Genomic DNA, 18,054 nt, shown 5'->3' with positions numbered 1-18,054 from the left:
GCGCGCTGCGGTTATCTCGGATATTCCAGCTGCATCGCGACGAAGTCGGCCGTGCGTGGCCCGTAGCGGGCGTCGATGGCGCGCAGGGTCTGGTCCAGCGCCCGCGCCGGCGGCAGGTCGACGGCGGTCGGCGCCGTCTGCTGTGCCGGCCAGTCGGCGACGGCCGCGTCGGGCAGGATGCGAAGACCGCCGCGACTCGTCTGCGCCTCTGTCGTCGCCGCGAAGGTGAGGGCACGCGAGCGATAGGTGCGCGACCACGCATCGGCGACCAGCGCAAGCGACACCTCGTCGATAGCAGGCGTCAGGGGGATTCCGAGTTGCTCACGATTCCAGAATGCGAGCGTGTTGGCGATCGCGGTCAACGCGAACGGGCGGGTGAATTGGAATGCCTCGCTGCGGTGACGCGCATCCCACGCGGCAAGTCCGACCTCGCGGGCGACCGCCTCCGCCTTGGCCCGGCCGGCGATGGCCTCGACCAGGGTCAGGGCCATCGGCATGGATGCGGTGATGCCGGTCGTCGTCGCAACGCCGCGGTCGACCACCAGCCTGCGGTCAGCGACGTAGCGGATCGCGGAATGCTTTTGCAGGTCGCGCACGGAATACCAGTGCGTGGTGGCCTTGCGGCCGTCGAGCAGCCCGGTGTTGGCGACGACCTTGGCGCCGACGCAGACGCCGATGATTGTCGCGCCCTTGCCGGCCTGGCTTTTGATCCACTGCAAAGCCACGGCATCGTCTTCGCGGCTCATCGCGGGCACGATGACGTAGTCGGCGCCGTCGGGATGCGCGGCATCGAACGCGGCGATGGTCGCATGCGGCTGCACTTTCAGCGCGGGATAGAGCGCGACGGGCCCGGGCTGGGTCGCCAAGGTGAGCACGTCGGCGACGTCGGCGCGCGCGAGAATGCCGTATGGCATCAGATAGTCGGTCGTCTCGGTCATGTCGTTGATGCCGACGATGGCGATCAGCGGGCGCTTGCGCTTCGGCGGCTTCAATGCCGCAAGCGTGGCCTCAGTCTCCTCCTTGGATATCGAAGGCGCGGCTTCCGGGGTCGACGAGCCGGGCAGCAACAACAGCCAGGTCCCGCCGATCGCCGCCAGCAACACCACGCAGCCGAGAGCGCTCCATGCCAGAATTCGCCAGCTCATGATGTCACCCGACCGTCGTTAGCTCACGCGATGCGGAAACTAACCCTTCGCGGCACGATCAGGAATGACGCAGATCCCGCAAAAACGGTCGCATGCGCCGGCGCGGCCATTGTGACGGAGTGGGAACTATCTCAGCCCCTCATACACCATCAGCCCGCGGGCGATCTGCAATTTCCGGATCGCGCGCGGCAAGAGTTTCTCCGGCTGGTGCAGGTAGCGCCAGGAGGTGAGGGTGAAGGCTGAAAGCGCGCCGCATTCGTCGTCGAACGGCGCGAGCACGCCGGTCACGCTCACCGGCGTATGCGGGCGGGCGTTGAAGGGCAGCAGCAACAGCTCGAGAGCGGCCTTGCTGCCGTCCTCGCGCGCGGCCGTCACGCCGGCGATCGCACCCAACGCCTCGTCGGCGACGATGGTCGTGATCTCCTCGATCTCGCCGCGGCTCGCATCGTCGAACAGCGCCGCAAAGCCCGTGTCCTTGAGGTCGCGCCCCGCCAGCGCGCAGACGCGCGTGCCGGCGACGCGGAACGGGAAGCCGAGGTTCGGCTCGCAGGAGAGCACGAAGATGTCGCCGAGCAGGCCGCGGACCGCGGCCGGATCGATGTCGGCCCGGTCAGGGGCCCGTGCGGCGCCACGCTTGTCGTCCCAATAGGCGAAGAACGCGCGGCTCGACGGATGTTTCATGACTGAACGCTTACCCCGGGGTGCAACCTCGAAGGGACAGACCTGTCCCGCTTCAGTGCACCCGCGATCCCTTGTGTTGTTGTGCAGGAGGGGATTTGCAGCGTCCATGCCGCACGCGCGTTTTCGCCTCCCTTAAGCCCGCCTTTGCGTCGTTAACGTTAAATTAACTATGCGCTTTGCGTCGGCCGCCGCCCTGTTATGGTGATCGCGGTCGCAAGCCCCGCCGCTTTTCTCCAGGTTCTCGGCGAGGTCTGTACACAGGGCGTCAAACAGTTTGGCCACGGGCCGGGGAGGGGTGGGGATACACCTTCATTCCGGGCATCGGAAGGCCGACACGGACAGGCAGGGCTTTCCCAGGGGCCCTGCCTTTTCCTTTTGTGCACTTGCGCAAGGCCGGGAAAGGCGACTATCTGCAGGTGGATCGCTCCGATCGCCTGAAAGCGAAGCTGCCTTGGATTCCCCGCACGATTCGTCGCAAGATCCTCCGCTCGACCTGCCTGCCGCCCATGAGGAGGCTCCGCACGAGCCGGTGCTGACGCTGCCGCCGGCGCTGACCGCCTATATCGTCCTGCTGGCGGTGATCCATCTGCGGGTGCTGCTGCCGCCGGAATTCGATAACTGGACCATCGACGTCTTCGGCTTCATCCCGAAGCGCTACGATTCCTCCCTGCTCAATCTGGAGATCCCCGGCGGCACCGGGGCCAAGGTCTGGACCTTCGTCACCTATTCGCTGCTGCACGCCAATCTGACCCATCTCGGCTTCAACGTGCTGTGGCTGCTGCCGTTCGGCAGCGCGCTGGCACGGCGCTTTGGCGCCGTCAGGTTCTTCCTGTTTCTGGCGGTGACGGCGGCGGCCGGCGCGCTCGCCCACCTCCTCACCCATGAGCACGCGGTGGCGCCGATGATCGGCGCTTCGGCCTCGGTGTCGGGCGCGATGGCAGCCGCGATCCGCTTCGCGTTCGTTCGCGGCAGCTTCCTGTCGTTCAACCGCTCGGACGCCGATACCGCGGCAAGGGTCCCGGCGCTGCCGCTGTTGCGGGCGCTGCGCGACGGGCGGGTGATCGGCTTCCTCGCGGTGTGGTTTGGCGTCAACATCATCTTCGGCGTCGGGGCGATCGGCATCGATGCCGAAACCACCAGCGTCGCCTGGCAGGCGCATATCGGCGGCTTCTTCGCCGGCCTGTTGCTGTTCACCCTGTTCGATCCGGTGCCGCGCGTGCGAAACGATGCTGCGGATGCGTCATCACAGGACGTTTCAGACCGTATTTGAAGCGGCGCTTGCGGCGCGGCCCGAATTCATCCATCATTTGCGGGAAGAATGTTCCGAAGCTGCGAGCCGCTGGCGGCGATGCTTCGCAAAGCGCCCGAGCGTGAAACCGGCGCCAAACAAAACTGTTAGTTGAAGACTCGAAGACCAAGTTCGGACCGCCGAGAAGGCGGGCGGCTCGGATTCAGGGAGGCGACAATGACGGTACGTTCCATTCTCAACACCAAGGGCCACCAGATCGTAAGCGTCGAGCCCGACGTCAAGCTGGCCGCCGCGGTCAGGCTGCTCGGTGAGAAGAAGATCGGCGCGGTGCTGGTGATGAACCAGAGCCGGCTCGAAGGCATCCTGTCGGAGCGCGACATCGTCCGCGTGCTCGGCGAGCGCGGCGCCGGCGCGTTGGAAGAGCCGGTGGCTCAGGTCATGACCCGCAAGGTCGTCACCTGCAAGGAGACCGACACCGTCGCCGAGCTCATGGAGATGATGACGTCGGGCAAGTTCCGCCATCTGCCCGTGATCGACAACGGCAAGGTGGTCGGCCTGATCTCGATCGGCGACATCGTCAAGCGCCGGGTTCAGGAATACGAGTCCGAGCAGGAAGCCCTGCGCGACTACATCAAGACCGCCTGATCAGGCCTGCTCGTCCGCTTTCGGCGCGGTGCCCGCCGGCGCCGGCGCGAGCACATGGATCGCCTCCTGGATCGATTCCAGCGCGCGCTCGGCGGCGCGCGTGCCATATGCGATCAGGTCTTCGGAGCGGTGGAAGTCGAACCAGCCGAACTGGCCGACCCGCGGCGTGATCAGAAGGTCCGGCGGATCGCCGGCGAGGCGGGCCCGGGTGATGCGGTCCTGCATGATGTTGAAGGCATCGACCATCACCGAGGAAATGCCGGGCCGGCCGTTGCCGCCGAAAAACTCGCGCTTCACCGTCTTCTCCGGCGAGAACAGCCGCGGGAAGCGCCGCTTGGCCGTCCGTTCCTCCGCCTCCGGCATGGCCGGGGTGGGCATTGCCCCGTGCGAATAGATCGTCGTGGAATGGGTGAAGATGTCGCTGGAAAGATTTGCCGCGATGACGATTTCGGCGCCGAGCGCCCGGGCGGCCGAGACCGGCACCGGGTTGACCAGCGCGCCGTCGACCAGCCAGCGGTCGCCGATCAGGACGGGCGCGAAGATGCCGGGCAGGGCGTAGGAGGCGCGCATCGCATCGACCACGCGGCCGCGCGTCAGCCAGATCTCGTGGCCGGTGCGGACCTCGGTCGCGACGCTCGCGAACTTGATCGGGAGATCCTCGATCAGGATCTGTCCGATCGCCTCCTCGAGCCGGGTCGCCAGCTTCTCGCCGCCGAGCAGGCCGGAGCCGTTGAGGCGGATGTCGAGATAGCCGAGGATGTTGCGCATGCCTTGCAGGCTGCGCCCCCATTCTTCGAACGTATCGAGCCGGCCGGCCGCATGGAGGCCGCCGACCACGGCGCCGATGGAGGTGCCGACCACGACGTCGGGCACGATTCCGTTGGCAATCAGCGTTCTCAGGATTCCGAGATGGGCGAAGCCGCGCGCCGCGCCGCCGCCCAGGGCAAGGCCGATCACCGGCCTGCGGATACTGCCGAGACCGACCTTCTCGCCATTCGAGCCGTTTGCGCCCCGACCCTTCAATTTGTCCAGCACCGAAACTCTCCTACGCCGGGGCCAGCCCGTAGCTCAGACTAGGCACCGCACTCGCGCTCCGCCAGAACCAGGGCGAAGCATGGTTTATGCCGCTTTGGAGATGGCACGGGGCAGCAGTATGGCGAGGGGCGGTTGCCTGCGGGGTTAATCACGCAGGCGTCAACCGGGTTCCACCCAACCGTCGGGACCGTATTTCCTGGGGTTTCAGAGGCTTGAATTTGCCGCGTTTTCGGTGAAAAGCAGGAGGCATGACACGCGGGGGTGACGGCATCATCGGATGGCGGCGCAGCATCAGGCTGCTGCCGGCGCTGATGCTCGTCGCGGCCCTCGTTACCTCAGGCCAAGACACTGCGCAGGCGCAGCTTTTCTCCGATCGTCCGCCGCCGGTCCCGCCGGCTTCGGTGCCCGACCCCGGCGGCGCCGTCAGCCTGGCGCCGCCTTCCGGGCCAGGCGCCGGTCCTGCGAGCCTGCCGCCGACCCTGATGCAGCCGGCCACGCCGAGCATGCCGCCGCCCGCCCTCACCACCGTGCCGCCGGCCGCGCCGCTCAATGCGGCCGTGCCCGGACAAGGGGTGCTGTCGCTGAGCGCGAAATACGGCAAGGACACGCCGGCGATCACCAGCGGCCTGGTCTGGCGCGTGTTTGCCGACCGTCCCGACGAGAACGGCACCTTCAAGCTGATCCGCGAGGACCGCAACGCCTCGCCCAACATCGTGCTGCCGCCGGGCAATTACGTCGTGCACGTCGCCTTTGGCCTGGTCAGCGCGGTGCGCACCGTCAGCCTGAAGGCCGAGACCGACCGCGAATCCTTCGTGCTGCCGGCCGGCGGCCTGCGCATCGAGGGCCGGGTCGGCACCAGCCGGATTCCGCAGAACCAGATCTCGTTCGCGATCTACAAGGGCAGCCAGTTTGAATCCGGCGAGCGCGCCTCGCTGGTGCCGAACGTCGCAGCCGGCGACGTCGTGCTGATCCCGGAAGGCACCTATTACATCGTCTCCAATTACGGTGACGCCAATTCGGTGGTGCGCTCGGACATTCGCGTCCAGGCCGGCAAGCTCACCGACGTCACCATCACCCACCGCGCCGCCGTGATCACGCTCAAGCTGGTCAGCGACAGGGGCGGCGAGGCGCTCGCCAACACCGCCTGGTCGGTGCTGACCCCGGGCGGCGACGTCATCAAGGAATCGATCGGCGCCTTTCCGCGCGTGGTGCTCTCCGAAGGAGAGTACCGCGCCATCGCCAAGAACGAGGGCAAGGTCTACGAGCGCGGCTTCAACGTCGTGAACGGCGTTGACGGCGAGGTCGAGGTGGTCGCGCGGTAGGGTCTGGGCGGTGATGCCGCCCGGTCGGACGCTGGACCGATTCCCCTCGCACGGTGCTTCTCATTCCGTGCACCATCGATCCGTCTCCTGTTACCGCTCGTCCGGCGCGCTGGTGCAAGGAGGCTCGTCGGCAGCAAATCCAGTAATTCTGTTTTGAATGATTCTCAGCCACTCCAGGCTTCGCCGGGAGTCCATAAACACCGGCGCCGCCGGCTTATTCCTGACGCCTCGCGCATTCACCACAGCCGGTGGAAGATACCGATTTCCGATCATCAATCTTGTTCTCTTTCCATCCTGCTGGGTTATATGTCGGGCCTTCCGTCCAACGGGGAAGGCCGGCGCAGATTTGTGAATCTGCGAGACCGGCAGGGGAGCAGGGGACCAAGCTCGTCGGCATGTTCGAAGTGATCCTGACCAGGCGCAAGCGGTTCGGCTGGCGATGGCGTGTGTGCGACCAGTCCGGCAAGATTTTTGCCGACGGTTTCGAGCGCACCCGTCCGTCGGCGAAATATCATGGCGAGCGCGCATTGTTCTTCCTGTTGTCGCAGGCCTATCTGCGCAACCGCTCGGCGGCCTCCAGCGAGGACTAACAGCCGGGGCGCAGCTGCCGACGACCGGCTCCACCTCAGATGTCGACGACCAGCTTGCCGTTCGCCGCGTGATCGCGGATCAGCTCATAAGCATCGCCGACGCTCTCCATCGTAAAGCGCCTGGGATCGAGCAGCGGCACGAGCTTGCCGGCTTCGACGAGGCGAGTGGCCTCCGTCATGATGTTTCCGTGGTGCGCGCGGCCTTCGCCCGACAGCAGCGGCAGCAGCGTGAACACGCCGGAATAGGTGGCGGCGCGGAACGACAGCGGGGCAAGCGCGTGCGTGCCCCAGCCCAAGGCACTCACCACATGACCGAAGCGGCGCACCGCTTGAAACGAGGCGTCGAGCACCTTGCCGCCGACGGTGTCGTAGACGATATCGAAGCCGCGGCCGCCGGCATGCTGCGCAACGTAGGCTTCGATCGGGCTGTCGCGGTCGATGAACACCGCGCCAAAGGCTTCGATGGTGCCACGCTGCGACGCCGAGCCCGTGGCGAACACGTCCGCCCCGAAAGCGCGCGCGATCTGAATCGCGACATGACCAACGCCGCCCGCGCCGCCGTGGATCAACACCTTCTGGCCCGCCTTCAGGCCGGCGCGGTCGATCAGACCCTCCCAGGCCGTGATGACGATCAGGGGCAGGGCGGCAGCCTCCCGCATGCTGAGATTGGCGGGCTTCAATGCGAGAAGATCGGCGTCGACCGCGGCGAATTCGGCCAGCGATCCCGGTACGCCGCCGACCCCTCCGGTCATGCCGTAGACCTCGTCGCCCGCCTTGAACCGCGTCACCTCGCTCCCGCTGCGCTCAACGATCCCGGCCAGATCAATCCCGGGAATTGCCGGCAGCGGATGGCGCGCATGCGCGGCCGTACCGGCATGAATCTTGGTGTCGAGCGGATTGACCCCGCTCGCCCGCACCCGCACCAGCACCTCGCGCGGTCCGATCTCGGGTCGGGAAATCGTCGAGAGGCGTAAGGGGCCGTTGTGGGCCTCCAGCACGCCGGCACGCATCGTCGATCGCGTCATCATGACCGTCTTGCTCCAGTTGTCGGCGCCAATATGCTCATGAATTTTTGCATGAAAAGGAACGATGCTGTACGGTAGTCATACATTTTTGTATGGCTGGACGTGTGGTGGACTGGAGCGATCTGCGTATTTTCCTGGCGATTGCCCGCGAAGGCACGCTCGGCGCCGCCGCGCGGAAGATCGGCCAGACCCAGCCGACGATGGGCCGGCGGCTTCGCGCGCTCGAGACGTCGTTGGGTCAGACGCTGTTCCAGCGCACGGCGGACGGCTTCGTGCTGACCGACGAGGGCACGGCTGTGCTGCGTCACGCCGAGCGGATCGAGGACGAGGCGCTTGCGCTGGAGCGTCAAGCGTCCGGTGCGAAGACGCAGCTCGATGGGCTGTTGCGCCTGTCTTCGTCGGACTGGTTCGGCACGGTGATGCTGTCGCCGGTGATCGCCGCGTTCGGCAAGCGTCACCCCGCCGTGACGGTGGAGCTGCTGACCGATGCGCGGCTCTACAGCCTGCCGCGGCGCGAGGCCGATCTGGTCTTCCGCATCAAGCCGTTCAGCGAGCCCGAGGTGATCTCCAGAAAGCTGCTGCACATTCCCTACGCGCTCTATGGCAAGAAGGGCAGCAAACCGCCGCGGGCGGGGGACGGCAGCGGTATTCGCGTCGTGACCATGAATGCCGAATTCGCGGAGATGCCGGACGCGGTCTGGCTGAAGCGCATGCTGCCGAATGCGGACGTCGCCTCACGCAGCAACAACAGGCAGGTGCAGGCCGAGCTTTGCGCGAGGGGTGGCGGCCTTGCCGTGCTGCCGCGGCCGCTCGGCGACAGCGATCGCCGTCTGGTCGCGCTCGACATCGGCACGCAGCCGCCCGGTCGCGACACCTATGTCGGCTATCATCGCGACCTGAAGCGCCTCGCTCGTCTGCGTGCGCTGCTCGATCTCGTGATCGAGCGGCTGGCAGGACCGCCATCGTAGCCGCTGCATCAGGACCACAAGACCTTGCGGTGCCCGGCGGGTGAAACACCCGAGCCCTAGGTCAATCCGTGTCGCCATAAATATTCCGCTTTACCGAATTTCGGAAATGGCGTACGTGTCGCGCAACCCGGCCCAAGGGAGAGGGGCGTATCGCGATCGTCACGAACGCGGGCCGGGCGGCGGTGGACGCCGATGGCATCGGCGCGACGGGTCTTGCAGGGCGGGCAACCGTGAGCAAGACGCCTCGCGCACACGACCGGTGCGATCGGCGTACGGCAAAATCGTGTGGTCCTGGCGCCCGGGGTCTGTGCGCCAAGTGTTGCGGTGATGTGGCGGCCCGACCGGGCCCGCGCATCGATCAGCCGCAAGGCGACGGGGGCAATAGTGCAACGCTCCCTGGGGAGAGCACGACATAAGCCGTTCCAACCACTGCGCAGGGAAGGCCGGGATGTCCCGGTTGCCCTGTTCTCCGCTATGCAGCAGCACACGCAGTCTGCTCTTGGCATGGCGGTCCATGGGAGCCACCGGCTCCCGGCCTTCCCTGCGCCCTCTTTCAATTCAGAGGGCGAAGAGACAAGCAAAGCTCGGGCAACATGCGCCGCGAGGATGCGATCCCATGTCAATCATTCACCGCTCTCGTGCCCCGGACACAGCGCAGCACGAAGTAATGCGCTGCAGAGCCGGGGCCCATGCATCAGCGAGTGCCGTGGCCTGCTGGGTCCCCGCTCTGCGCAGCAACGCGAAGAGCGTTGCAGCGCGTCCGGGACACGAGGCTCGCCTTCGCACCACCGTCACAGTCGCTAACGCGCACTAACCAACACCCGACTTAAAAGTGTCATAATCGCCGAACGGAACCCGCGCTTGCGCGCTCTTTACATGTCGTTAAGTGCGCCTGCATTGGATGCGCCGGCAAAGTGCGTTGGGGACTGCCATGGATGCTGCGAGGAAAGTGCCGGGAAAACCGGCCGCCGAAATGTTCGACGACATCCCGGTGCTTCAGCGCAAATGGCATGCCGCGTTGAAGCCGGGCGACCGGCTGCCGCGCTACGAGGACGTCATGCTCGGCAGTCTTGGGCGGCTCGCCGATCACATCGCGATCTTGAAGAACGACGGCGCGCTCGAACTGTCGCGGAGCGGACGTTACGTGCAGAAATGGCTCGGCGATGAGCGCTGGGACATTGCCGTCGCCGAATTGTCGCCGGATTGCGCCACGGCGCTGTCGGAAGCAGCGACCAGCGCGCTTGCCAACGGGCGGCCGCACCGGGCCAGCGCGCATTGCGTGCGCGACGGCATGGTGCGGACCTACGACGTGCTGGCGCTGCCGACGGCCTCGCGCTGGGGCGCCACGCTGGTCGGCGCCTATGTCAACGAGCGCGGCGCGCAGTACAATCTGCTGGACGCGATCTTCGCCTCGACCGACGACGCGGTGATCTCGCTGGCCACCTTGCGCGATGCTGGCGGCAAGCCGTTCGATCTCCAGGTCGTGCATCACAACAACAGCGCGAGCACGCTGCTGAAAGTCGCGACCGGCAGCCTGTTGTGGCGGCGAATCGGCGAGGGGGCGACGCTGCTGGCCCTGCCCGAGATCATGGACTTTCTGCTCAAGACCCTCGCCGGCGGCCGCGGCGAGCAGCTCGAGATCGAGAGCGAGGGCCGGCACCTCCGTCTCGGTGCCACGGCCTTCGCCGACGTGGTTTCGCTGACAATCTCCGATGTCACCGCGCTGAAGCGGCGCGACGCCTCCTTCCGCCTGCTGTTCGACAACAACCCGATGCCGATGTGGGTGTTCGATGCCGAGACCAGGCAATTCCTCGGCGTCAACGACGCCGCGGTCCAGCATTACGGCTACAGCCGCGCCACCTTCCTGCGCATGAAGCTGCACGAGATCTGGCCGGAGGACGAGTGGGACAGCCACGCCGAGGCGCTCGAACGCCTCGGCGAAGCCTATCATTCCTCGCGCAACTGGCGGCACCTACGCGCCGACGGCAGCGAGATCGAGGTGCTCACCTTCGGCCGCCGCGTCGCCTTCGACGATCGCGACGGTTATCTGGTCGCGGTGGTCGACATCACCGAACGGCGCAAGGCTGAGGCGCGCATCGCGCACATGGCCCACCATGACGGCCTCACCGACCTGCCGAACCGCGAATATTTCCGGGAGCGGCTGAAGCAGGCCCTGGATCAGGCCGGGGACAAGCGCGTCGGCGTGCTCTACATCGATCTCGACCTGTTCAAGAACATCAACGATTCCTTCGGCCACCCCGTGGGTGATCGCCTGCTCAAGGAGGTCGCCGGACGCCTGACCAAGACGGTCCGCGGCCCCAATCTGGCGGCCCGGCTCGGCGGCGACGAGTTCGCGGTGATCCTCGGCGCCGACGTCTCGCCGAACGAGGCCAGCGCCTGCGCTGGCCTGCTGATCGACATGCTGAAGGCGCCGTATGACATCGACGGTCAGGAGATGGTGATCGGCGCCAGCATCGGCATCGCGCTGTCGCCCGGCGACGGCACCACGCCCGAGGAGCTGATGCGAAATGCAGACATGGCGCTGTACCGGGCGAAGTCCGACGGCGGCGGCGTGCACCATTTCTTCGAGCGCGAGATGGACCTGCAGGCGCAGAAGCGCCGCGACATGGAGCTCGACCTGCGTCGTGCGTTCGCCAATGGCGAGTTCGAGCTGCACTACCAGCCGCTGGTGACGATCGCATCCGACCGCATCTCCGGCTTCGAATCGCTCTTGCGCTGGCGTCATCCGGACAAGGGCATGATCTCGCCGGCGGAGTTCATTCCTGTCGCCGAGGACATCGGCCTCATCACCCAGTTAGGGGAGTGGGTGCTGCGCGAAGCCTGCGCAGAGGCAGTCAAGTGGCCCGGCGACATCAAGGTCGCGGTCAATCTGTCGCCGGCGCAATTCCGCAGCCGCAACCTGGTGCAGGTCGTGATCTCGGCTCTGGCGCAGTCCGGCCTGTCGCCGCGACGGCTGGAGCTTGAAATCACCGAGTCGATCTTCCTGGCCGAGACCGATGCCAATCTCGCCATCCTGCATCAGCTGCGCGAGCTCGGCGTCGGCATTTCCATGGACGATTTCGGCACCGGCTATTCCAGCCTGAGTTATCTGCGCAGCTTTCCGTTCGACAAGATCAAGATCGACCGTTCCTTCGTGAAGGATCTGGCGGAGCGGCCCGATTGTGGCGCAATCGTGCGCGCGATCTCGGGCCTCGGCCGCAGCCTCAACATCACCACGACTGCGGAGGGCGTCGAGACCGAGGACCAGCTCGACTGGCTGCGCGCCGAAGGCTGCAACGAGGTGCAGGGGTTTCTGTTCAGCGCGGCGCGGCCTGCGGCCGAGATCGCAAAGCTGCTCGCCGATTTCGGTCGGCGCGCCTCACGGGCGGCGTAGTCCCTCGGGGTAGCAATCGTAGACCAGCGCCTTGAACGCGGGCGTGATCCGGCCGCGCTCGGTCTGGGTCTGCTGCATCATGAGGTAGACCATGTCGAGCTTGGGATCGACGCCGAAATAGGTGCCGCTGCCACTGTCCCATTTCAACTCGCCGAGCGAGCCCGGCGGCGGCGGCTTCGCGTTGCCGGGATCGGTCCGTACCGCAAGACCATAGCCATAGCCGAAGCCGTCACCCGGAAAATAGAAGTAATCGCGTCCGACGCCGGAGCCGGGCCCGATGTGATCCGTCGTCATCGCCTTGAAGGCGGCCGGGCTCAGGTAGCGCTTGCCTTCGAATTCGCCGCCGTTGAGCAGCATCTGCGCGAAGCGCTGATAGTCGGTGATGGTCGAGAGCAGGCCGCCGCCGCCGGACTGCCACTCGGGATGGTCGAGACGCTCGCGCTCGCCGGCGAGCAGGATGAAATCGTTCGGCAGCGGCCGCGCCATCCGCGCCAGCTCGGCCTCCGTCGCCAGCGCGAACTTGGTGCTGGTCATGCCGAGCGGATCGAAGATGCGTGCTTTCAGGAATTCGTACAGCGTCTGGCCCGAGATGATCTCGATGACACTGCCGAGCACGTCGGTGGAATGGCCGTAGCGCCACAGCGTTCCAGGTTGCCGGGCCAGCGGCAGTTCTGCGATGCGATCGGCGAATTCCCTGTTGTTGAAGTGACCCCTGAAAATGTTGGCCATCTTGTAGGCGTGCTCGACCCACTGGCTGCCGATGTAATCGTAGCTGATGCCCGAAGTATGCCGCAGCAGATCCTCGATGTTGACGGGGCGGTCCGGTGGGTCGAGGTCCAGCTCGACCATGCCGCCGGGCAGGGTCACCTCGCGGCCCACCTTGGTACCGGCGAACAGCGGGACGTAAGCCGACACGGGGTCGGTGAGCGCGAGCTTGCCCTCGTCGATCAGCATCATCGCGCCGAGGCACGTGATCGGCTTGGTCATGGAATGGATGGCGAAGATCGTATCGGGCGTCATGGCGAGGCCCGTCCTGGTGTCGCGCACGCCGAAGGTCTTGAGGTAGACCGGCTTGCCGTGCTGCTGCACCAGGATCACGGCGCCCGGCAGGCGGCCGCTCGTCACCTCGTTGTCGAAGAATGCCGTGATGCGGTCGAGCCCGCCCGGCGACGGGGCGGGGATGTCGGCGGAGCGGCCTTGCGCCGCAGTGCCGGCGAGCATCGCGGCCCCGACCAGAAATTCACGGCGTCTCATCGGGCCTTCCTCCCTCGGCGGGATCAAAGCCGCAAGATGCCGCAAGGGTCAACACGCCATCGACTAAAAACGCGTCACGATTTCCGAAAGGAACGGTCGCGGACGGTCTTCGCTCGGCTTGGTCGGCGTGCCGATATGGATGAAGCCGGCGAGCTTCTCTTCCGGCTTGAGGCCGAGGCCGTCGAGCACGTCGCGATCGAACGCGAACCAGCTGGTCAGCCAGCAGGCGCCGTAGCCGAGCGCAGTCGCGGCCGTGACGATGTTCATGGCGCTGGCGCCCGCCGACAATTCCTGCTCGAACGCCGGCACCTTCGGGTGCGGCCTCGTGAAGCTGACGATGCCGATCACCAGCGGTGCATCCATCAGGCGCTTACGCTCGGTCTCGACGTCGGCCGCCGGCGCGCCGGGATTCTTCCGCGCAAAGACTTTTGCGATCACCTCGCCGGCGCGCTGCCGGGCCTCGCCCTCGAACACGATGAAGCGCCAGGGGGCCAGCTTGCCGTGGTCGGGCACGCGCGCCCCGATGGTGAGGATCGTCTCGAGCTCGGCCGGAGAGGGGCCGGGCCCGGTCATCTCGCGCGGCTTGACCGAGCGGCGCGTCTTCAGGAGTTCGATGGCGTCGGGCAATGCGATATCCTCATCGACTGGTCTGCGGGCGTGCCGTGCCGAGATAAGCATGCACGCCCGCAACCGGAAGTGAATTTAGAGCGATTTCAGCGGTCAGAAGGCGCGACGCGCCCGCCGGACATCCGGCGGGGTTGCCTCGTCGACCAGCGCGGCGATCGCCTCGGCGGTCGTCATCACCTTCTGACCCTCGCTGCCGAGCCGGCGGACCGAGACCGAATGCGTCTCGGCCTCCTTCTTGCCGACCACGAGCAGCGCCGGGATCTTGGCCAGCGAGTGCTCGCGGACCTTGTAGTTGATCTTTTCGTTGCGCAGGTCGATCTCGACCCGCAGCCCGGCGCGCCGTGCCTGCTCCAGCACCACCTTGGCGTATTCGTCGCCTTCCGAGGTGATGGTCGTGACCAGCGCCTGCACCGGAGCCAGCCAGAGCGGGAAGTTTCCGGCATAGTGCTCGATCAGGATGCCGATATAGCGCTCCATCGAGCCGCAGATCGCGCGGTGCACCATCACCGGCGGCTTCTTGCCGCCGTCATGGTCGATGTAGAACGCGCCGAACCGCTCCGGCAGGTTGAAGTCGACCTGCGTGGTGCCGCACTGCCAGTCGCGGCCGATGGCGTCGCGCAGCACATATTCGAACTTCGGCCCGTAGAAGGCGCCTTCGCCCGGATTGATCTCGGTCTTGATGTGATTGTTCTGCGACTGGATCTCGCGCAGCACCGTGGCCATCACGCGTTCGGCGTGATCCCACATCGCGTCCGTGCCGACGCGCTTTTCCGGCCGGGTCGACAGCTTCACGGTGAGATCGCCGGTGAAGCCGAAATCGGCATAGGTCGACAAGATCAGATCGTTGATCTTCAGGCATTCCTCGGCGAGCTGGTCCTCGGTGCAGAAGATGTGCGCATCGTCCTGGGTGAAGCCGCGCACGCGCATCAAGCCGTGCATGGCACCCGACGGCTCGTAGCGATGCACCACGCCGAACTCGGCGAGGCGCAGGGGGAGGTCGCGGTAGCTCTTCAGGCCGTGCTTGAAGATCTGCACGTGGCCCGGGCAGTTCATTGGCTTCAGCGCAAACCAGCGCTTGTCCTCGGCCTCGTCGCCGGCCGATTGCGCCGCGAACATGTTCTCGCGATACCAGCCCCAATGGCCCGAGGTCTCCCACAAGACCTTGTCGAGGATCTGCGGCGCGTTGACCTCGCTGTAATCGCCGGTCAGGCGGCGGCGCATATAGGCGATCAGCTGCTGGAAGATGGTCCAGCCCTTCGGGTGCCAGAACACCACGCCCGGGCCTTCCTCCTGGAAATGGAAGAGGTCGAGCTCGCGCCCGAGCTTGCGGTGGTCGCGCTTCTCGGCCTCCTCGATCTGCTTGAGGTAGGCGTCGAGATCCTCCTGCTTGGCGAAGGCCGTGCCGTAGATGCGGGTCAGCATCGGGTTGTTGCTGTCGCCGCGCCAATAGGCGCCGGCCACCTTCATCAATTTGAAGGCGTTGCCGACTTTGCCGGTCGAGGTCATGTGCGGGCCGCGGCAGAGGTCGAACCAGTCGCCCTGGTAATAGATCTTGATTGGCTCGGTGCCGGGAATGGCGTCGACCAGCTCGACCTTGAAGGCCTCGCCCTTGTCGCGGAACACCTGCTTGGTCTTTTCGCGGTCCCAGACCTCTTTCGTGAAGGGTTTGTCGCGCGCGATGATCTCGCGCATCTTCTTCTCGATCGCGGCAAAGTCTTCCGGCGTGAACGGCTCGTTGCGGAAGAAGTCGTAGTAGAAGCCGTTCTCGATCACGGGGCCGATGGTGACCTGCGTGCCCGGCCACAGCGTCTGCACGGCCTCGGCCAGCACGTGGGCGCAATCGTGGCGGATCAATTCGAGCGCGCGCGGATCGTCACGATTGACGAGCTCGATCTTGGCGTCGTCCTCGATGGGATCGTTGAGGTCGGTGAGCACGCCGTCGAGCGCCATCGCGACCGTGCGCTTGGCCAGCGACGGCGAGATGCCCTTGGCGATGTCGAGGCCGGTGATGCTCTTGTCGTATTCGCGCCGGGCGCCGTCGGGGAAGGTGAGGGTGACCTTGGCGGCGGGGGTCACGGGCTTGAGATTGGACAGGCTGTACTGGAAGCCGGACTCGGATTTGGGCTGATCGGTCATTGCTTTTCTCCTGAGGCTCACTCCTGCGAACGAGCGCAGGTAAGCGGGAACGAGCGATATATCAGGCGATTCGGCCTGCGCAATCCGGCAATTCCAAGAAAGTGGCGCGCAAAAACCGAGACGGCGCTTCAACTATTTGGCCGCGTGCCCTTTGACTTGCCGCGGGGCTGCTCTACATGCAGTTGCATGAAAAATCCTCCCGTTGCCGGCCGTTTCGCGCCGACCGCCCTGATGCTTGGCAATCTGGTCACCGGCTGCTCCGTGCTTGCCCCCGCGGGCATGCTGCCGGAATTGGCTGGGGGACTCGATGTCAGCATTCATGCCGCCGGGCTGCTGATCACCTTCGGCGCGGTGACGCTGTGCATCGGCTCGCCGCTGACGGCCTGGCTCACCAGCCGCATCGAACGGCGGACGCTGCTCACCGCGACGCTCGCTGTGCTCGCTTTGGGCAATCTCGCCTCGGCCTTTGCCCCCGATTACACCAGCCTCCTCGCCATCCGCCTCGTCATGCTCGCGGTCGGTGCGCTCTACACGCCGCAGGCCGCCGGCACGGCGGCGCTGATCGTCCCGGCCGAGCGGCGCGGCAGCACCATCGCCTATGTCTTTCTCGGCTGGTCGCTGGCTGCCGCCGTCGGTCTTCCGCTGATCACATTCATCGCCAGCCGCTATGGCTGGCGGGCAGCCTATGGCGAGATCGGCGTGCTCGGTTGTCTCAGCTTCGTGCTGTTGCTGCTGCGCTTGCCGGCGGGCTTGCAGGGAGTGCCGGTGGATTTGAAGACCTGGCGCGAGGTCGGCCGCGACACGACGATTCTGCTGCTGCTTGTGATCACCATGCTGCATATGTCCGGCCAGTTCGTTATCTTCACCTACATGGGCCCGCTGCTCAACAAGCTCACCGGCGCCGGCCCCGATGCGATCGGCACGGTGTTCGCGCTCTACGGCATCTGCGGCTTCCTCGGCGTCGTCATCGCCACCCGCATCGTCGACACCTGGGGGCCCTATCGGACCTCGCTGCTGTTCACCTGCCTGCTGCTGGCGGGGGTCGCGGGCTGGGCGATCGGCGCCGGTACGCTTGCCTTAATGACGTGCGGGGTTGCGATCTGGGGCCTCGGCTTTGCCTCGACCAATTCGATGCAGCAGGTCCGGCTGGTCGCCGCCGCGCCGTCGCTGGCATCGGCGACCGTCGCGCTCAACACCTCCGTCCTCTATATCGGCCAGGCGGTCGGCTCCGCCATCGGCGGATTGTTGTTCGCCCGCGGGCTCCTGCACACGCTCGGCTTCGTCGCCGTCGGTTTCGTCGCGCTGGCGCTGATCCTGGTGGTCCTGACCCGGCCCAATCAGGCCGCTGTCACGGCCTGACTTTCGCGCCTGGCGCGCGCAAGGTGCTTGGCAAACAGCGCGCGAGAGGGCTAGAACGCCGGTCATGGGGACCAAAGAGAGTTGACTGAAATGAGGATGATTCTGGCGGTTGCCGCGGTGCTCTATTCAGCCTCCGCGTTCGCGCAAGCCGACAAGCCACCGATGGTCGGGGACAAGCCCTTGGTGCAGGTCAAGCCCAAAGGGACCAAGGAGGCGACGGCGAAGCCGGCCGCGGCGCCGAAGGGCAAGCCGCAATCGATCGCCGTGCGGCTCCAGGCCTGTCTCGAGATCGACGACGGCACCAAGGACCGCCTCAATTGCTACGATGCCGTGATACCGCCGGCCCCGAAGCCGAAGCCTGCGAAGGCCAAGGGCTACGCCGATTGCCGGTTTTTCAAGGAAGAGGACGAGCGGCTGACCTGCTTCAACGGTTTTGCCGAGAGCATCCCGAAGCTGCCCAAGAACTGATGTCAAGAACTGATGCTGCGGACATGCTCAGCTGCCGATACGGCTGAGCAGCCGCAAGGCCAAAGCATGATCCGGAAAAGTGCGAAGCGGTTTTCCGAATAGATCATGCTTAAACAACAACCTGAAGCGCGATGACGGTTCATCCCAATCGCATCG

15 protein-coding genes are annotated in these 18,054 nt (G+C 65.9%); 8 read left to right on the top strand and 7 right to left on the bottom strand.

What is annotated here, in order from left to right:
* Positions 1–11 precede the first annotated feature (11 nt).
* Positions 12–1,145, bottom strand: a complete 1,134-nt coding sequence (locus WI560_RS20360; protein ID WP_375304602.1) for a DJ-1/PfpI family protein — start codon at positions 1,143–1,145, stop codon at positions 12–14.
* Between the two features lie 126 nt (positions 1,146–1,271).
* Positions 1,272–1,826, bottom strand: coding sequence for a PAS domain-containing protein (locus tag WI560_RS20355; protein WP_257195996.1), 555 nt, complete (start codon positions 1,824–1,826; stop codon positions 1,272–1,274).
* Positions 1,827–2,277: 451 nt separating this feature from the next.
* On the opposite strand from WI560_RS20355, the gene WI560_RS20350 reads away from it, so the two are divergent.
* Complete coding sequence (locus WI560_RS20350; protein ID WP_375304601.1) at positions 2,278–3,096, top strand: rhomboid family intramembrane serine protease; 819 nt, start codon at positions 2,278–2,280, stop codon at positions 3,094–3,096.
* Positions 3,097–3,291: 195 nt separating this feature from the next.
* Positions 3,292–3,720: a CBS domain-containing protein gene (locus WI560_RS20345; RefSeq protein WP_257180645.1), complete on the top strand. Its 429-nt coding sequence runs from the start codon at positions 3,292–3,294 to the stop codon at positions 3,718–3,720.
* On the opposite strand, the gene WI560_RS20340 is transcribed toward WI560_RS20345, so the two are convergent.
* The gene (locus tag WI560_RS20340; protein WP_375304600.1) at positions 3,721–4,755 is read right to left on the bottom strand and encodes a patatin-like phospholipase family protein; all 1,035 of its coding nucleotides are present in this window, start codon (positions 4,753–4,755) and stop codon (positions 3,721–3,723) included.
* A gap of 248 nt (positions 4,756–5,003) precedes the next feature.
* Between WI560_RS20340 and WI560_RS20335 the strand changes: the two genes are divergently transcribed.
* A complete protein-coding gene (locus tag WI560_RS20335; RefSeq protein ID WP_375304599.1) occupies positions 5,004–6,077 on the top strand; it encodes a hypothetical protein in 1,074 nt (357 codons plus the stop codon).
* A gap of 395 nt (positions 6,078–6,472) precedes the next feature.
* A complete protein-coding gene (locus WI560_RS20330; RefSeq protein WP_028137218.1) occupies positions 6,473–6,667 on the top strand; it encodes a hypothetical protein in 195 nt (64 codons plus the stop codon).
* A 35-nt stretch (positions 6,668–6,702) separates the two neighbouring features.
* On the opposite strand, the gene WI560_RS20325 is transcribed toward WI560_RS20330, so the two are convergent.
* On the bottom strand, positions 6,703–7,695 hold the full coding sequence (locus WI560_RS20325; protein WP_375304598.1) for a zinc-dependent alcohol dehydrogenase family protein: 993 nt from the start codon (positions 7,693–7,695) through the stop codon (positions 6,703–6,705).
* Between the two features lie 104 nt (positions 7,696–7,799).
* Here WI560_RS20325 and WI560_RS20320 point away from each other — a divergent pair, with 104 nt between their 5' ends.
* Both WI560_RS20320 and WI560_RS20315 read left to right on the top strand, forming a co-directional pair.
* Entirely contained in the window at positions 7,800–8,660 is an 861-nt protein-coding gene (locus WI560_RS20320; RefSeq protein WP_375308878.1) for a LysR family transcriptional regulator, read from the top strand.
* 931 nt (positions 8,661–9,591) lie between these two features.
* Positions 9,592–12,054, top strand: coding sequence for a putative bifunctional diguanylate cyclase/phosphodiesterase (locus WI560_RS20315; RefSeq protein WP_375304597.1), 2,463 nt, complete (start codon positions 9,592–9,594; stop codon positions 12,052–12,054).
* Here the strand turns inward: WI560_RS20315 and WI560_RS20310 are convergent.
* The 3 genes from WI560_RS20310 to thrS all read right to left on the bottom strand — a co-directional run bounded on the left by WI560_RS20310 (position 12,040) and on the right by thrS (position 16,071).
* Complete coding sequence (locus WI560_RS20310) at positions 12,040–13,308, bottom strand: serine hydrolase domain-containing protein (protein WP_375304596.1); 1,269 nt, start codon at positions 13,306–13,308, stop codon at positions 12,040–12,042. The genes WI560_RS20315 and WI560_RS20310 overlap by 15 nt on opposite strands.
* A 63-nt stretch (positions 13,309–13,371) precedes the next feature.
* Entirely contained in the window at positions 13,372–13,935 is a 564-nt protein-coding gene (locus WI560_RS20305) for a nitroreductase (RefSeq protein ID WP_375304595.1), read from the bottom strand.
* Positions 13,936–14,028: 93 nt separating this feature from the next.
* Complete coding sequence (gene thrS, locus WI560_RS20300; RefSeq protein WP_375304594.1) at positions 14,029–16,071, bottom strand: threonine--tRNA ligase; 2,043 nt, start codon at positions 16,069–16,071, stop codon at positions 14,029–14,031.
* A gap of 186 nt (positions 16,072–16,257) precedes the next feature.
* Here thrS and WI560_RS20295 point away from each other — a divergent pair, with 186 nt between their 5' ends.
* Both WI560_RS20295 and WI560_RS20290 read left to right on the top strand, forming a co-directional pair.
* Positions 16,258–17,430: an MFS transporter gene (locus WI560_RS20295; protein ID WP_375304593.1), complete on the top strand. Its 1,173-nt coding sequence runs from the start codon at positions 16,258–16,260 to the stop codon at positions 17,428–17,430.
* 90 nt (positions 17,431–17,520) lie between these two features.
* A complete protein-coding gene (locus tag WI560_RS20290) occupies positions 17,521–17,898 on the top strand; it encodes a hypothetical protein (RefSeq protein ID WP_375159773.1) in 378 nt (125 codons plus the stop codon).
* Positions 17,899–18,054: the final 156 nt, after the last annotated feature.

This window comes from Bradyrhizobium sp. A11 (assembly GCF_042077125.1).
GTDB classification, from domain to species: Bacteria; Pseudomonadota; Alphaproteobacteria; order Rhizobiales; family Xanthobacteraceae; genus Bradyrhizobium; species Bradyrhizobium japonicum_B.
This window is presented reverse-complemented; position numbering and strand designations above follow the sequence as displayed.

Excerpts from the sequence above, each read along its gene's own strand:
- WI560_RS20360 (WP_375304602.1), bottom strand. The coding sequence starts at position 1,145 with ATGAGCTGGCGAATTCTGGCATGGAGCGCTCTCGGCTGCGTGGTGTTG.
- WI560_RS20355 (WP_257195996.1), bottom strand. The coding sequence starts at position 1,826 with ATGAAACATCCGTCGAGCCGCGCGTTCTTCGCCTATTGGGACGACAAG.
- WI560_RS20345 (WP_257180645.1), top strand. The coding sequence starts at position 3,292 with ATGACGGTACGTTCCATTCTCAACACCAAGGGCCACCAGATCGTAAGC.
- WI560_RS20335 (WP_375304599.1), top strand. The coding sequence starts at position 5,004 with ATGACACGCGGGGGTGACGGCATCATCGGATGGCGGCGCAGCATCAGG.
- WI560_RS20330 (WP_028137218.1), top strand. The coding sequence starts at position 6,473 with ATGTTCGAAGTGATCCTGACCAGGCGCAAGCGGTTCGGCTGGCGATGG.
- WI560_RS20325 (WP_375304598.1), bottom strand. The coding sequence starts at position 7,695 with ATGATGACGCGATCGACGATGCGTGCCGGCGTGCTGGAGGCCCACAAC.
- WI560_RS20315 (WP_375304597.1), top strand. The coding sequence starts at position 9,592 with ATGGATGCTGCGAGGAAAGTGCCGGGAAAACCGGCCGCCGAAATGTTC.
- WI560_RS20310 (WP_375304596.1), bottom strand. The coding sequence starts at position 13,308 with ATGAGACGCCGTGAATTTCTGGTCGGGGCCGCGATGCTCGCCGGCACT.
- thrS (WP_375304594.1), bottom strand. The coding sequence starts at position 16,071 with ATGACCGATCAGCCCAAATCCGAGTCCGGCTTCCAGTACAGCCTGTCC.
- WI560_RS20295 (WP_375304593.1), top strand. The coding sequence starts at position 16,258 with ATGAAAAATCCTCCCGTTGCCGGCCGTTTCGCGCCGACCGCCCTGATG.
- WI560_RS20290 (WP_375159773.1), top strand. The coding sequence starts at position 17,521 with ATGAGGATGATTCTGGCGGTTGCCGCGGTGCTCTATTCAGCCTCCGCG.